General features: G+C 39.0%; 16 protein-coding genes and 2 tRNA genes. 12 read left to right on the forward strand and 6 right to left on the reverse strand.

Annotated elements, in window-relative coordinates:
- Window positions 1-40 precede the first annotated feature (40 nt).
- A complete protein-coding gene (locus tag H5058_RS01290) occupies window positions 41-1,312 on the forward strand; it encodes a sensor domain-containing diguanylate cyclase (RefSeq protein ID WP_182676607.1) in 1,272 nt (423 codons plus the stop codon).
- A gap of 65 nt (window positions 1,313-1,377) precedes the next feature.
- Here H5058_RS01290 and H5058_RS01295 read toward each other — a convergent pair whose 3' ends face one another.
- The 6 genes from H5058_RS01295 to H5058_RS01320 are packed head-to-tail and all read right to left on the reverse strand — an operon-like array spanning window position 1,378 to window position 4,107.
- Window positions 1,378-2,061: a pseudouridine synthase gene (locus tag H5058_RS01295; RefSeq protein ID WP_182676609.1), complete on the reverse strand. Its 684-nt coding sequence runs from the start codon at window positions 2,059-2,061 to the stop codon at window positions 1,378-1,380.
- On the reverse strand, window positions 2,061-2,390 hold the full coding sequence (locus tag H5058_RS01300) for a TusE/DsrC/DsvC family sulfur relay protein (protein WP_011328365.1): 330 nt from the start codon (window positions 2,388-2,390) through the stop codon (window positions 2,061-2,063). The genes H5058_RS01295 and H5058_RS01300 overlap by 1 nt, the downstream gene beginning before the upstream one ends.
- A gap of 3 nt (window positions 2,391-2,393) precedes the next feature.
- Entirely contained in the window at window positions 2,394-2,660 is a 267-nt protein-coding gene (gene tusB / locus H5058_RS01305) for a sulfurtransferase complex subunit TusB (protein ID WP_041454715.1), read from the reverse strand.
- A gap of 20 nt (window positions 2,661-2,680) precedes the next feature.
- Window positions 2,681-3,037 carry a sulfurtransferase complex subunit TusC gene (gene tusC / locus H5058_RS01310; RefSeq protein ID WP_041454449.1) on the reverse strand — a complete coding sequence of 119 codons (357 nt, stop codon included), beginning with the start codon at window positions 3,035-3,037 and terminating at the stop codon, window positions 2,681-2,683.
- Window positions 3,034-3,387, reverse strand: coding sequence for a sulfurtransferase complex subunit TusD (tusD, locus tag H5058_RS01315; protein WP_011328362.1), 354 nt, complete (start codon window positions 3,385-3,387; stop codon window positions 3,034-3,036). The genes tusC and tusD overlap by 4 nt, the downstream gene beginning before the upstream one ends.
- Window positions 3,388-3,441: 54 nt before the next feature.
- Window positions 3,442-4,107, reverse strand: coding sequence for a Bax inhibitor-1/YccA family protein (locus H5058_RS01320; protein WP_041454448.1), 666 nt, complete (start codon window positions 4,105-4,107; stop codon window positions 3,442-3,444).
- Between the two features lie 251 nt (window positions 4,108-4,358).
- On the opposite strand from H5058_RS01320, the gene H5058_RS01325 reads away from it, so the two are divergent.
- From H5058_RS01325 to H5058_RS01375, 11 genes are all read left to right on the forward strand, one after another.
- Window positions 4,359-4,449 (forward strand) — tRNA-Ser (locus tag H5058_RS01325).
- Between the two features lie 101 nt (window positions 4,450-4,550).
- A tRNA-Ser gene (locus H5058_RS01330) sits at window positions 4,551-4,641 on the forward strand.
- A 167-nt stretch (window positions 4,642-4,808) separates the two neighbouring features.
- Window positions 4,809-5,189, forward strand: coding sequence for a hypothetical protein (locus H5058_RS01335; RefSeq protein ID WP_182676611.1), 381 nt, complete (start codon window positions 4,809-4,811; stop codon window positions 5,187-5,189).
- 128 nt (window positions 5,190-5,317) lie between these two features.
- On the forward strand, window positions 5,318-5,776 hold the full coding sequence (locus tag H5058_RS01340; protein ID WP_011328359.1) for a GAF domain-containing protein: 459 nt from the start codon (window positions 5,318-5,320) through the stop codon (window positions 5,774-5,776).
- Complete coding sequence (locus H5058_RS01345) at window positions 5,776-6,054, forward strand: hypothetical protein (protein WP_011328358.1); 279 nt, start codon at window positions 5,776-5,778, stop codon at window positions 6,052-6,054. The genes H5058_RS01340 and H5058_RS01345 overlap by 1 nt, the downstream gene beginning before the upstream one ends.
- 15 nt (window positions 6,055-6,069) lie before the next feature.
- Window positions 6,070-6,708 carry an RNA chaperone ProQ gene (gene proQ, locus H5058_RS01350; protein ID WP_086998613.1) on the forward strand — a complete coding sequence of 213 codons (639 nt, stop codon included), beginning with the start codon at window positions 6,070-6,072 and terminating at the stop codon, window positions 6,706-6,708.
- 26 nt (window positions 6,709-6,734) lie between these two features.
- Complete coding sequence (gene prc / locus H5058_RS01355) at window positions 6,735-8,759, forward strand: carboxy terminal-processing peptidase (protein ID WP_011328356.1); 2,025 nt, start codon at window positions 6,735-6,737, stop codon at window positions 8,757-8,759.
- A 159-nt stretch (window positions 8,760-8,918) separates the two neighbouring features.
- Window positions 8,919-10,403: a Na+/H+ antiporter NhaC gene (nhaC, locus tag H5058_RS01360; protein ID WP_011328355.1), complete on the forward strand. Its 1,485-nt coding sequence runs from the start codon at window positions 8,919-8,921 to the stop codon at window positions 10,401-10,403.
- 48 nt (window positions 10,404-10,451) lie between these two features.
- Window positions 10,452-13,046, forward strand: a complete 2,595-nt coding sequence (gene pepN, locus H5058_RS01365; RefSeq protein WP_182676614.1) for an aminopeptidase N — start codon at window positions 10,452-10,454, stop codon at window positions 13,044-13,046.
- Window positions 13,047-13,049: 3 nt separating this feature from the next.
- A complete protein-coding gene (locus tag H5058_RS01370) occupies window positions 13,050-13,271 on the forward strand; it encodes a DUF2835 domain-containing protein (protein WP_080516811.1) in 222 nt (73 codons plus the stop codon).
- Between the two features lie 253 nt (window positions 13,272-13,524).
- Window positions 13,525-15,624: a DUF1302 domain-containing protein gene (locus tag H5058_RS01375; protein ID WP_182676616.1), complete on the forward strand. Its 2,100-nt coding sequence runs from the start codon at window positions 13,525-13,527 to the stop codon at window positions 15,622-15,624.
- Window positions 15,625-15,636: the final 12 nt, after the last annotated feature.

Below are 15,636 nucleotides of genomic sequence, written 5' to 3' on the forward strand. Positions count from 1 at the left end.
TAACTAAGGTTATTATTAATATACTCAATGGAATGAATATATGAACTATGCTTCTCACGTCAACAAAGTAAAATCTTTTATTTTAGATTACTCAAAAAAAACCGATATAAGTGAGTTGCTTAACAACCCGTTGAGTGAACTTAAAGAAACAGCTTATTATTTGTTTGATGAATTGATCACAATAACTCCCCCTATTTTTTTCCAAGAGCCACATCCTATTGTTGAGTTATTTAAATTAATTGAACAGTCGTTGAGCCCTAATCTAAAAGTAGAAAAAGCATTATTAGAGCATTTAGAAACATGGTGGGTTGAATGGCATTTTGTAGCGACTATGAATGCCAAATTACTTAACGAACATAACGACCCACAACAAAAGTATTTAATTGCTCACACGCATCACCCTATGCGTAATCATGAGCTGAGCCATTATGCGAAATTATTTACAGTGCTTCCTATGCCTATTTGTAATGTGTGCGTTGAAACGGGTGATATATTAAAAGTTAACCAGCGTTATATTGATGTATTTGGTTTTACTATAAATGATACGCCCAATGTAGATATTTGGTGGGAAAAAGCCTACCCAGATATTGATAAAAGAAATGCTGCTCGGGCATTATGGAATGCATCGCTTGCACAAGCCGAAAGTAATAAAGGCGATATTCCTGCAAACGACTACCAAATAACCTGCAAAAATGGTGAGCAAGTCATTATGCAAGTATCGGGTATTAATATTGGTAATGAATTTTTGGTTGTTTTTAATGACGCCACTGAGCGGATTAAAGCACATGAGATTTTAAGCGAAATGGCGTTTTTAGATTCGTTAACCAAAATTGCCAATAGGCGCCGCTTTGATGAAAAAATTGTTGATGAATTTTCCCGTGTTAAATTAGCAAACTGTCAGCTTTCACTCATTATAATTGATATTGATAACTTCAAAAAATTTAACGACCGTTACGGGCATATTGCAGGCGATAAGTGCTTATACGCTGTGGCACAAAAACTTGCCGGCACAGTGAGTCGTCCAGAGGATTTTGTTGCCCGTTATGGGGGCGAAGAGTTTGTTGTATTGCTACCACAAATAGATAAACAAGGGGCGCTATTTGTGGCTGAACAAATTCAAAAAGCAATTGAAATGTTGGCAATTGTGCATGAAGATAGCTTTACAGGGTATTTATCAGTAAGCATGGGAATTAATACTGTTAATCATCATCAGTGTGATGATCATTTAACATTTATTCAAGCTGCCGACGATGCTCTTTATTATGCAAAAAACCAAGGGCGTAATTGTATTGCGCTAAGCCCTGGCAAATAGCTTAAACGCTAATTTAAAGTTAATAATGGCTTATAAATTAGCGATTGTAAGTTGGTTTACATCAGTTAGGTATGCTCTATACCTGTCATGACTTTATACTCGCCGTTTTTAATACCATCTAGGGTATATTTACCAATACTATAGCGAATTAAGCGCAAAGTAGGGTGCCCAATATGTGCTGTCATGCGTCTAACTTGGCGGTTACGCCCTTCACTTATTGTTATGCTGAGCCAAGTTGTAGGTATTAGTTTTCGCTCTCTTACTGGCGGGTTACGCGTCCATACTGTTGGCTGACTGATGATGCTCACTTTAGCGGGTAATGTAAGGCCATCTTTTAATTCTACGCCTGTGCATAGTGCAGCAATTGACTCTGAGCTCGGCTCACCTTCTACCTGAACCCAATAAGTTTTACTGGTTTTTTTACCCGGTGCGGTTAGGGTGTTTTGTAATTTACCGCAATTGGTGAGCAGTAATAAACCTTCACTGTCTCTGTCGAGTCTGCCTGCAGCGTAAACTTCTTTTATAGGAATAAATTCAGCAAGGGTTTTTCTGTTGGCATCATCAGTAAATTGGCACAAAACGTCGAAAGGCTTATTAAATAAGACTATTTTTATATCTTGTGCAGCTATTGCTGGTTTTATTTCTCTTTTTGAAGCGACGCTTTTTAGCGTGCTGCGAGAATAGGTTCTGCCAGTATTACGTTTGGGTTTAGCTGTGTACTCTTGCTTATTAGCTGACTTATTATTCATTATATGCACCTGGCAGGTTTTGGTAAGCCGGCAATTTTAGTCGCTTGTTTTGCCGGGCCTTTAGGAAATAATTTATATAAATATAGGCTATTACCTTTATCTTCACCGAGTGCTTTAGCCATGGCTTTTACCAGCATTCTAATAGCGGGGCTGGTGTTGTATTCTAGGTAAAAGTTGCGAACAAAGTTAATAACTTCCCAATGCTGCTCAGTTAAACTAATGTTTTCTTGCTGTGCAATAATGGGCGCTAATTCTTTTGACCATAAAGTATGGTCAAGTAAATAACCTTGTTTGTCTGTTTCAAGCTGTTGGTTGTTAATTTCAAGCATAAGTTACCAGGTAATAGATTGATTGGTTGATAAGCTAAGGGTTACAAATTCGTCATAGCTAATTACTTTATCGTTATTATTTAGCTTTATAGCGCGAGCACTCGCATCAGGCGCTAAAATAAACAATGATTCGGCAAATTGTCGATACTGCTTTGCTGCATAACAGGCATCGCCAACCAGAAGTACAATATCAGTTGCTTGAATTAGGTTTTCTAATCGATTGGCGCTGTAGTAGCTAAGTGGTTTAGAAAATATATGTAAGGTGCTCAAAGCATTAGTTTGTAGGTTACTCATAGGTTCACCACATGTTGCTGGGTTTTAATTAGCGCTTTTTGCTGATCAAAGTTTAGTGCTTGCACATCTAACAATAAATCATTTTTGTTTAAGCCATAATCGAGTAGTGACTTTTCGCAGACGTAAATATTTTCAACGTCATAAATTTCCAATGTTTTAATGTTTTTAAAAAAATCTTTTATACCAAGCATATTTGGTTGTTGTTGCTTTTTTAGTGCCAGTACAGCTGGGCCACTAAAGAGCCAACTGATATTCTGATCGACAGCTGCAAATATGAGGGTCATGTCTAGGGCGTCGCGAATATGCAAGTCATCAAAAGGACTGCATTGGCTCATTACGAGTACGTTAATCATTTAAACTGTATCCATTTGTCGGCATCACTAGCAAGCATGGCAAATTCAGCAAGCCCAGCAACATTAAACACATTGGTGTGTTTAATGTCTAAACCACGTTTTTCAGCGGCGGTTACACATAACATTAAATTAATTTTTTGATCTGCTAATTGCTGCCATAACATCGGAATTTGTAGCTCATCAGTGGGAAGATCAAAGTGGTTTGAAGCATGATAAACCCCTTGCTGATATAAAAATATAGCGTCTATGGTGTGTCCTTGCGCTAAGCAAGCGTGCGCAAATTTAACTAAACGCTGCGTAGTATCGTGATCAGAGGGTGGAGTATGTAAAGACAAGACGAAACGCGACAAAATTATTCCAAAAAAAAGCCCCAATTAAGGGGCTATTTTAACAGAACTTTTTAATTAGTCATTATTTGCGCCAAGCAGAGCAAGTAATGAAGTAAATAAGTTATATACACTTAGGTAAAGTGACACAGTTGCGCGAATATAATTTGTTTCGCCACCGTTAATAATACGGCTGGTATCAAATAAAATTAAACCAGACATAATTAATACTACAGCAGCATTAAGTACCATAAACATCAGTGAACTACCGATGAAAATATTAACAATGCTTGCCACAATAACAACGATTAAACCAACCGTTAAAAAGCCACCCATAAATGAGAAGTCTTTTTTAGTGTTAAGTGCATAAGCCGATAAACCAAAAAATATCAGCGCGGTAGAGCCCAGCGCTTGCATAATTAGCATAGGGCCATTAGGCATTTCTGCATAGTGGTTAAGCATTGGGCCAAGGCCTGCGCCCATTAAGCCGGTAAAAGCAAATACCCAAAATACACCAGATGCAGTTTCTGCTTTTTTATTTACTACAAATAATAAGCCGAACGAGACAAGTGTGAACACTAATCCCATAAAGTATGGTAACTGTAGTGCCATTGAAATACCCGCTGTAACAGCGCTAAATGCGAGTGTCATAGCAAGTAATAGGTAGGTGTTTTTAAGCACCTTGTTTGTTTCAATGGTAGACATTACCGGTTTAGCGGTATTGTACGATTGATTAAACGCCATTGTAGAGCTCCTGTGGTTGAAACTGAGTAGTTCCGATAATTTAACTAAATTTAGATTAACAACTCTTATATGTTTGGGCAAACCTTTGTAGTTCAATAGAGTGAAATATTTAAATAAAAGTTCAATTACAATTAATACAGGCCACTTTTGCTTTAACTTTAAACAAATTAGTTGTTTTTTAATCACTTAAACAATTAATTTAAAATAAAGCTTCACAAACCTCTGCGCTTTCCCTATTATTCAGGCCGTGCGGAGAGATGGCAGAGTGGTCGAATGCACCGGTCTTGAAAACCGGCATGGGTTTATAGCCCATCTAGGGTTCAAATCCCTATCTCTCCACCACTTATTCAACAAATAAATGGTGTTTTGGTTTTTAAAATCAATAATAAGCATTTATTTAAAATAGTTTAAAATACACTCTTATTTTTAACTATAGCAGTATCGGAGAGATGGCAGAGTGGTCGAATGCACCGGTCTTGAAAACCGGCATGGGTTTATAGCCCATCTAGGGTTCAAATCCCTATCTCTCCACCATATAACAAAACAGCCCGCTTAATTAGCGGGCTTTTTTGTGCCTCATATAAAATAACGCGTTTGTTTTGTAAGTTTAAATTACGACCATAGTCTCTATTTATAAGCTACCTCGCTTAGGGCATGCTTATATTATTGAGGCTTATGTTTGTATATTTAAGGATTTTACGATGAAACATCAACTTGCAAAAAGTGTCGGGCTTTCATTACTCTCCCCAATCATTATTGGTGGTATGTTGGGTGTTTATTATGGCCTTGCTATGAATGGTGACTTTTTATCAATATTTTTTCAATTATTGATGACGGCAATAGCAAACGCACATATTGTAGGGTTAACGATGGCCGCATTTGTAGTGCCAGGTTACTTACTTATGTTTAAGTACGCTAAAGTAAATTATTCAGGGGTTTTAACGCTTGGTTTATTAGGCGGCGCTATTTTTAGTTACTTACTTAGTGCTACTACGGGCGAGATATTTTTAATAAATAGTGTGATGTCTGGGTTTGCTGCAGGGCTGTTTTTGTTTGGGCTGCGTAAAACCGCAAAAAAATAATCGTAGCATTATTAAGCAAGCATGCTGATAAAGCGTGCATTTTCCTTTTTTTTAGCCGCAAAAGGTTTCAATTTTTCACGACAAAGAGTACCTTTAGCTACTGTATGTTTAATAAGAAGTAGTTTGGTATGCAAAAGCACGATTTTTACCAGTCATTAGTTAAGCAAACGCAATCGCTGATAGGCGGTGAATCGAATGTAATTGCTAATATGGCAAATATAAGCGCGCTGTTATTTACTTCATTAGATGATGTAAATTGGGCGGGCTTTTATTTTATGGATTCACCTACCGAATTAGTGCTTGGTCCGTTTCAAGGTAACCCAGCTTGCATTCGAATTCCGGTAGGAAAGGGTGTATGTGGAACCGCCGCTGCAACCGGACAAACACAATTAATAGAAGATGTTCACGCTTTTGATGGGCATATAGCCTGTGATGCAGCGTCAAATTCTGAAGTAGTTGTACCTATTATGAAAGCTGGTAAAGTATTTGCTGTACTTGATATAGATAGCCCAAGTATTAGCCGATTTGATACTGACGATCAAGCGGGTCTTGAAGCATTAGTAAAATGCTTAGAGGCAAGCCTATAATGAAAGACTTGCTAAATGTTCAAGACTACCTTTTTGCCGTACAAGATGTGGGCGATTGGGAAGGCGATGAAGAACATGTAGCGGAAACGCTCAATGATTTGATTCATATTGCTTGGGATCGTCTACCAGACGAAGCCGAGTGTGAATTTATCGATGAAACAATTAATGGTATTTGGGAACACCTTCGTGGTGATATGGCTGTAATTGAGGCCGACTTCGAAGAATTGGTCGACTGGGTAATACACTATGTTGATTCGTCCCTTGATGAAAAGATGTGAAAAATAGGTTCTAAAATGGAAACCACAAACAAGCTAAAAGATATGAACGAAGTGTTGGAATTTTTATATCAAGAATTCCCGCAGTGTTTTAAACAAAAAGACGGTATCAAACCGCTTAAAGTCGGTATTTTTAAAGATATTGCTGAGCGTATTGAAGGGTCTGAAAAAGTAAGCAAGACTCAAGTGCGCCAAGCGCTTAGAAAATACACGTCTAACTGGCGTTATTTAGAAGCTGTGACTAAGTCAGAGTTTCGTATTGATCTTGATGGTAATCAAGCTGAAAAAGTTGAGCAAGAGCATATCGACCATGCACAAAAAGCATTGGAAGAAAGCCGCGCGAAAATGGCTAAACGCAAAAAGCAGCAACGTCCGCGTCCAGATGCAGATGCAAAATCTTTCAAAAAGAAACCTGCTCATGCCGCTAAAAATGCTACTTCAGCAGATAAAACAGCTAAAGCCGCACCGGTTAAGCGTTCAGGAAAAATTGAACCTTTACCAGCAAGTGAGGTCAAGGTTAATAATAAGGTTAAGGTTAAACTTGGCCAAGCACTTGTTAATGCAATAATCACTGAAGTGAACAAAGACGACGTTCATGTTGAATTAGTGACTGGTATGCAAGTTAAAACCAAAGCTGACAGCTTATACATTATTTAAGCTGAAAATAAATTAAGGAGTTGTGTATGAGTAAAAAGTTTACGCTCATTCCGTTAGTTGCTGCCCTGTTTTCAGGTTCATTATTTGCTGCCGTTGAAGCCGTTACGTTAAAAGACTTACCGTTGCTCAAGCAAGAAAGTCAACATGCTACAGCCAGCAAACGAGTGGTTAACTTATTTACTCGTTCACACTATACACCGGTTCGATTTAACGATGAGCTTTCAAGTAAAGTGTACGATCGTTATATCGAATCCCTTGATTTTAATAAAAGTGTATTCTTAGCCAGCGATATTGCGTCATTTGAGCAATATCGTAATGGCTTTGATAACGCATTGGTAACCGGCAAGTTAGGCTTTACGTTTGATATTTTTAACCTAAGCCTTAAACGTCGCTTTGAGCGTTATGATTACTCGCTTTCATTACTTGAAAATGAGATGACGTTTGATAAACAAGATGAATACTTTTTTGATCGAGAAGATGCTGATTGGGTAACCACCCAAGACGAACTTGATGAAATATGGCGTGAGCGCGTTAAATATGACGCACTACGCTTAAAAATGACCGGTAAAGATTGGGAAGGTATAAAGGATGTACTTGTAAAGCGCTATAAAAATGCACAAAAGCGTTTAGTACAATCAAAATCCGAAGATGCCTTTCAAATAGTAATGAATTCGCTTGCACGCAGTATAGAGGCGCATACCTCTTATTTATCGCCGCGCCGTGCAGAGCAATTTAAAATGGATATGGACCTAGAGCTTGAAGGTATAGGTGCAGTATTAAGCCCAGACGAAGACTATACCGTTATTCGCAGTTTAGTACCGGGTGGTCCTGCCGATAAATCACAACAAATTAAAGCCGATGACCGCATTATTGGCGTTGCCCAAGACGGTAAAGAGTTTGTTGATGTGATAGGTTGGCGCTTAGATGACGTGGTTGATTTAATTAAAGGCCCTAAAGGTACAAAAGTACGTTTACAGTATCTAAAAGGCGCTGATGCGCACGGTACGCCTAAAATAGTTGAAATAACCCGAGATAAAATACGCCTAGAAGACAGAGCAGCTAAATCTGAAGTGTTTGAAGCACAGTATTCCGATTTAACCAGTAAAATAGGCGTTATTGAAATTCCTGGCTTTTATAATAACTTGTCGCAAGATGTAAAAGTTGAACTAGCTAAACTAAAAGAAGCTAAAGTAGACGGTGTTATTATAGATTTACGTCAAAACGGTGGTGGTTCTTTATACGAGGCAACACAGCTTTCTGGATTGTTTTTCGACCAAGGCCCAGTGGTACAAATTCACACTCTTAATAATCGTATTGAAGAGCAGAAAGACCGCGATGGTATTACGTACTACGATGGCCCGTTAACTGTTCTAGTAGACAGATACAGTGCATCTGCTTCTGAAATTTTTGCAGCAGCGATACAAGATTATGGTCGCGGTATTGTGATTGGCGAGCAAACCTTTGGTAAAGGCACTGTACAACAGCACAAAGGCTTAGGGCGAGCGTACGACCTGTACGACAACGAGCTTGGCAGTGTGCAGTATACAATTGCTAAGTTTTACCGCATAAATGGTGGTAGCACACAACACAAAGGCGTTATTCCTGATATTTCGTTTCCATCTGCAATTGATCCCGCAGAGTGGGGAGAAAGCAAACAAGATAATGCACTGCCGTGGGATAGCATAGTACGCGCTAGATACCAAGAAATGGGTGACTTAAAACCGATTATTACGTATTTAGATAAGCAACATGCGCAGCGTATTCAGTCAGAGCCAGAGTTTAATTATGTATTTGAAGACATTACTCGCTACAACGAAGAGAAAGACCGCAAAACTATTTCGTTAGTAGAAGCTCAGCGTATTAAAGAAAAAGATGAAAATGAAGCACGCGCTTTAGTGCGTACTAATGAGCGTTTAGCGCGTTTAGGTGAAAAACCAATCGAAAACCTAGATGATGTGCCGGAAGTAATTGAAAAGCTGGATCCATTTTTAGAGGAAGCAGCCCTGATCACTCAAGACTATATTAAATACGGGCGTATAGCCAAAAAGTAATAATTGGTTTACCTCTATAAAAAAAGGCGCAATTGCGCCTTTTTTGCTACCCATAATTTACAAGATTGTTATAATCGCTGATTACACAAAGTTGAGCTAGATCAATGTTGCTCGATTAATGCGCTGTATGTGCTAAGAAGAATAATTAACATGCATTAGATGTGTGTAGGAGTCTTTATCTTGAAGTCATTAGAAGAAAAACCAATAAAACCCGCCTCGTTTTTTGATGCACTCATTCCAATCTCAGTTCTCATTTGTTTACTTGGTGCGGCTGTTTATCTATTTGGTGATAATTCCTCTTCTGGGCCAAATCAAATAGCTTTGTTATTTGCTACTTTTGCAGCAGCATTAATAGGTCTAAAAAATGGCTACAATTGGAAAAAACTAGAAGATGCGATGATTGAAGGGATCACCTTGTCGTTAGGTGCTATCTTAATTTTACTTATGGTAGGTGCGTTAATAGGCACCTGGTTGCTTTCGGGCACAGTACCTACGCTAATTTACTATGGCTTACAGGTTATTAATCCGAGTTGGTTTTATGCAGCTAGTTGTTTAATTTGTGGCATTGTAGCAATGAGCATTGGTAGTTCGTGGACCACAGCGGCTACAATAGGTGTGGCTTTATTAGGCGTTGCTACAGGCTTAGGCTTAGAGCAAACAGTAACGGCTGGTGCGGTTATATCGGGCGCGTATTTTGGCGATAAGCTTAGTCCACTATCAGAGACTACTAATTTAGCGCCTGCGGTTGTGGGGGCAGATTTATTTGAACATATTCAGCATATGCTATGGACTACAGTACCGAGCTTTGTAATTGCCTTAATAATCTTTATATTTATGGGGTTTAACGCGACTGCATCGAGTGAAGCAGGGCGTATTGATGAAATTACTGCTATTTTGCAGCAAAACTTTAATATTGGTTTAGAAATGCTAGTGCCTTTAATTGTACTTTTGGTACTTGCGATACGCAAAATGCCAGCGTTTCCTGCCATATCGATAGGCGCGGTACTTGGCGCTGTGTGGGCTGTGTTGTTTCAATCTGATTTAATTGCCAGCCAAATAGACATAAGCCAAGGCCAGCTAATAGGCTACTTTAAATTAATTTGGACCACTTTTTTTGATGGTTTTAGTATTAGTACCCAAGACGACAATATGGATGCGCTCCTCAGTGGTGGTGGTATGTCAGGTATGCTTACAACAACCTGGCTAATTATGACGGCACTGATGTTTGGCGCTATTATGGAAAAAACGGGACTGTTAGATGTGTTTGTTAAGAGTATTCTTAAAATCGCAAAAAGCACAGGGTCGTTAATCACTGCAACTATAGCGACTTGTATTGGTACAAACGTCATTGCGGCGGATCAATATATTGCTATTGTGGTACCGGGGCGGATGTTTAAAGAAGAATACGCAAACCGTGGTTTAAAGCCGGTTAATTTATCGCGTACCTTAGAAGATGGCGGCACAATTACTAGCCCGCTGATCCCATGGAATACCTGTGGTGCATATATGCAAAGCGTGTTACTGATCAATCCATTTGACTATGCACTGTATGCTTTCTTTAATTTAATTAACCCTGTATTGGCAATTATTTACGCTTATTTAGGTATTAAAATATTACGTATTAAACCTAAACAGACAGCTTAATTTAAACAGCCTCTTTTAAACATAAAAGAGGCTTTTTTTGGAGTATTTATGACTGCCACACAAAAACCGCAAACACAATATTTAAAAGACTACCAAGCGCCAAACTTTTTAATTAACCACACCGAGCTTAACTTTGATTTACAGCCGTTAACAACAAGAGTCACTGCGCTACTTACATTGAGCCGCGTGGGCGCTAAAACGGCACCTTTAGTACTCGATGGCATTGATTTACGCTTAGTGTCGCTTTCAATAGATACTCATGATATTAGCGATTATAAAATAGTGGGTGAGCAACTCATTATTAATAACCTACCAGATCACTGCCAACTTAGTATAGTGACCGAAATTTCTCCGCAAACAAATACTTCTCTAGAAGGACTTTATTTATCGGGTGGGGCTTATTGTACTCAGTGTGAAGCGCAGGGTTTTAGAAAAATAACTTACTATATGGACCGTCCAGATGTTTTATCAACATTCGATGTAACCATAATAGCAGACAAAAAATACCCGCAGTTACTCTCTAATGGCAACATGGTAGATAGCGGTGAAACGCAAGACGGTCGTCATTTTGCTAAGTGGCAAGATCCGTTTAAGAAGCCAAGTTACTTATTTGCGTTAGTGGCGGGTGACTTTGATGTATTAAATGACAGCTATACTACAAAAAGTGGTAAGAATGTCGATTTAGCCTTATTTGTAGATAAAGGTAACTTGTCAAAAACACCGCATGCAATGAGCTCACTTAAAAAAGCGATGCAGTGGGATGAAACACGCTTTAATTTAGAGTATGACCTTGATATTTATATGATTGTTGCCGTTGATTTTTTCAACATGGGAGCGATGGAAAATAAAGGGCTTAATATTTTTAATAGTAAGTGCGTTTTGGCAAATCAAGAAACCGCTACCGATAAAGACTATCACACCATTGAATCTATTGTTGGGCATGAATACTTTCATAACTGGACCGGCAACCGCGTAACCTGTAGAGATTGGTTTCAGTTATCGTTAAAAGAAGGTTTAACAGTATTTAGAGATCAAGAATTTAGCAGTGATTTGGGCTCGCGAGCGCTAAACCGTATTGATGCCGTTAAAGTAATGCGTACTCACCAGTTTAGTGAAGATGCAGGGCCTATGGCGCATCCTATTCGTCCAGAAAAAGTAATTGAAATGAATAACTTTTACACTGTGACTGTATACGACAAAGGTGCTGAAGTTATACGTATGATGCACACCTTGCTTGGTGAAACTAACTTTCAAAAGGGCATGACACTTTACTTTGAACGCCACGATGGCCAAGCGGTTACCTGTGACGATTTTGTAAGTGCTATGAGTGATGCATCTAATATTAACTTAGAGCAATTTAAACGTTGGTATAGCCAATCGGGTACTCCTCGTTTAAATGTACAACAAAGTTACCATAGCGAGACGCAAACGTTTAGCCTTACCATTGAGCAGGCTGCGCCAATTAATCAGCCACAAAACGATACTTTGCATATTCCTTTTGCAATTGAGCTGTTAGATAGCAAGGGAAAAAGTGTACCGTTACAATATAAAGGTCAGAGCGTTGATCATGTGCTTGATGTAACTAAAGCAACGCAAACATTTAATTTTGATCAGCTAGCAGAGCAACCTGTTGCCGTTTTATTGGAAGACTTTTCAGCCCCGTGTATATTAAAGCAGCACAGTAACGATCAAGACCTATTGCACATAATGCGCTTTGCGCGTAGCGATTTTTCGCGTTGGGATGCACAGCAACAGCTATTTATTAATGCGGTTAAGCGTGGTATTGCAAGCAAAAAACCTGAACCATTAAGTAATGAAATAATAGCAGCATTACAGGTATTAATAGCCAGTAGAGCAGGTGACTTGGCATTACTTGCTGAACTGTTAAAACTCCCTAGCTTTGATACCTTAGCAGCTGAGTTTGAGACGATCCCAGTTGATGCCATTCTTACTATTACACAGCAGTTTGAACAGCAAATAGCTGATACCCTTGAACAAGAATTTATTAATTGTTACCAAGCACTTCAAGACGATGGCAGTGTTAATGCGGCTGCTGTGGCAATACGTTCATTAAAACAACAATGTTTGTATTACCTAGCAAAAACAGACAGTTTATCAGCGGCTGAATTTATAAAAGAAGCTGCAAGCTCAACTAATATGACCAATGTGCTCGGTGCGCTCAGTGGTGCTATAAAAGCGTCGCATACATTAAGTGACACCTTGCTTGCACATTTTGATAGCCAATGGCGACACGACGTATTAGTAATGGACAAATGGTTTGCACTGCAAGCCATGCAGTCGGGTGATGATGCAATTGACAATATTAAAGCACTGTATGAACATCCTTGTTTTGACTTTTCAAACCCTAACCGAGTGCGTGCTTTAATTGGCAGTTTTAGTCACTTTAATACCGCGCAATTTCATCGCCTAGATGGTCAAGGTTATGCTTTGCTTGGTGATTTACTCATTAAGCTCAATACTATTAATCCGCAAAATGCATCACGCATGTTAACTCCTTTTATGTCTTGGAAACGTTACGATAAAGTACGTTCTGCAGCAATGAAAACACAACTGCAGCGTTTAGCTGATTTAGATACGCTGAGCGACGATTTATTTGAGAAGGTTGAAAAAGCCTTAAATTAAATCATGATTGAATATTATTTTAGATTAAATTTGAGCTACAACGAATGCATGGATTACTACCATGGACGTTATAGCTCAGTACAAGTTGTAGATGACAGCGGTAAAAGCATTCGATTTGCCGCAAACTACCTGCGCCCCTACATTTCTAGTTTAGGGGTGCGAGGTAGGTTTAGATTGATACTTACCCCCGAAAATAAGTTTATCCGCCTCGAACGAGTAGCCTAAGCGCTTGTATTTATGTTATAGATATACATAAATATTGCCTTTTTGTTAATTTCGATTTGTCCTATTGTTAATTTGCGTGTATAAATTACTGGTATGACGTCTTACCATTGCGTAAACGTCAGTGAATAAAAAAAGATTATGACTGATTGAAGGCGACTGTTTGTAATTTGTTTAATTCGCTTCTATCGTTACGATTACACTAAAAACAATAACTTGATCACACAAAATGACCCGCGACAGGGGGGAAACCAAAATGATAAGAAGATCGCTTTTTGTTAAAAATAAAATCGCTATAGGTTTAGCAGCCGCAAGCTTAGGGTTATCTGCAATGACTGCACAAGCGGCAGTTTTTGAAGCCGGAGGTTTTGATATAACTTTCGACTCCACTTTTTCTTATGGGCAAAGTATTCGTGTAGAAGACCGAGACTTTGGCTTAATAGGTAAAAGTAACAACCCTTCATTCGATTGGACGGGTTATAACCCAGCCTTAAACAATACCGTTTACTCATCGCAAGATGTGTGGGCGCAACCAGGATCATATTCAAACAATGGTGATGCAGGCGATTTAAACTTTGATAGTGGTGATTCGTTTTCAAAACTATTAAAGGGCACCCATGATCTATCTATCAGTAAAGATAATTATGGTTTGTTTACTCGATTTATGTATTTTTATGACTTTGAGTTAATGGATGGCGATCGTGCTTATGTAAACCCTACCTCAGGCCAAGGCGTCGATCCATGTGATGACAAAGATACAAAAGCACAAAGCTGTGCAGACATCCGTTTATTAGATGCGTATGTATGGGCAAGCTTTGATTTAAATGAAGGAAAAAACCCACTATCAATTCGCGTTGGTCAACAAGTAATAAATTGGGGTGAAAGTACATTAATATCGCATGGTATTAACGTTAACCCAGTTGACATAGACCGTTTAAAAGCGCCTGGTGCAGAGCTTAAAGAAGCCTTTATACCTGTTGGTATGTTATGGGCGTCGTTAGGTATTACTGATAACGTAACCTTAGAGGGTTTTTATCAATACCAATGGCAAGAAACACGCTTACCAGCAACGGGAACGTATTTTTCTACCAATGACTTTGCCTCTGAAAATGGTTATCAGCAAAATGTGCAGTTAGGTTTTACTTCAAATCCTGATATTGATTTAGCATTTTTAACCGACAGTTTAAATAATTTAACCTCTGACTTTGCCCTAGCAGCCTCACTCAAAGGCGTTGCTCCTTCAAGTGCTCAAGGCAAAGCGCTACTGGCCGAAATGTATTTAGCCTATCCAACTAAGGTAGCACTAAAAGGTAAAGGCGATGAAGGTAAAGTAGAGCCGGATGACGGCGGCCAATACGGTTTACGTTTAGGCGTGTTTTTACCTGAATTTAATGACACGGAAGTGGCATTTTATCATGTGAATTATCATAGCCGTCGCCCGTTAGTATCTGGTCGAGTGTCTAATTTCACTCAAGCTTCACTTGCCCAAGATTTAGCAATGATTAGAACGACCGAAATCACTGAAGATAATATTAATAATTTAAGAGCTTTCTCTTTAGCAAAAAATGAATACCCAGAAGACATTAAACTCTATGGTTTGAGCTTCAACACATCTTTAGGTGAAACTGCGTTTGCCGGTGAGTTTACTTTTCGCGAAGATGAACCACTACAAATTGATGACGTAGAGCTACTTTACGCTGCAATGCCAGAGCAATTAGCAGTGGCAGGTTTACGCCCTGAATTTGCAGGTATTTCACAAATGAGCCAAGGCAATGCAGTTAGTGTTGTTGGCCCAGGCGAGCTAGCAAAAGGTTATATAGAGCGTAATACCAGTCAATTACAATTTACCGCGACGCATTTATTTGGCCCATCTTTGGGTGCAGATAGCTGGGCTGTGGTAGGTGAGGTTGGTGGCGTGCGTATTCATAGTATGCCGGAGTACGATGAAATGCGTTTAAACGTTTCTGGTACTGGGCGTAGTGGCATTATGACCGGCCCAGGCAGTTCTGATTATTCTGCGCTCCATATGGCGTTATCAAATGGAGCAGAGCAAAAACAATTTGCTACGGCTACATCGTGGGGTTATCGCTTAATTGCTAAAGGTGATTATTATAACCTGTATAACGGTATTAACTTTTCGCCACGTTTTGTATTTTCTCATGACGTAAATGGTAGCACGCCAGATCCTATGTTTTTGTTTATAGAGGATCGTAAATCGTTAGGTGCAACCATGAACTTTAACTATCAAAATGCGTGGTCATTAGATGTTAGCTACAACTCATTTTGGGGTGGCGGCGACATTAATACCTTCTCTGATCGCGATTACATTTCATTTAACTTAAAATATTCTATTTAGGGGTAATATTAT

This window comes from Pseudoalteromonas sp. SR45-4 (assembly GCF_014163535.1).
Classification (GTDB): domain Bacteria; phylum Pseudomonadota; class Gammaproteobacteria; order Enterobacterales; family Alteromonadaceae; genus Pseudoalteromonas; species Pseudoalteromonas nigrifaciens.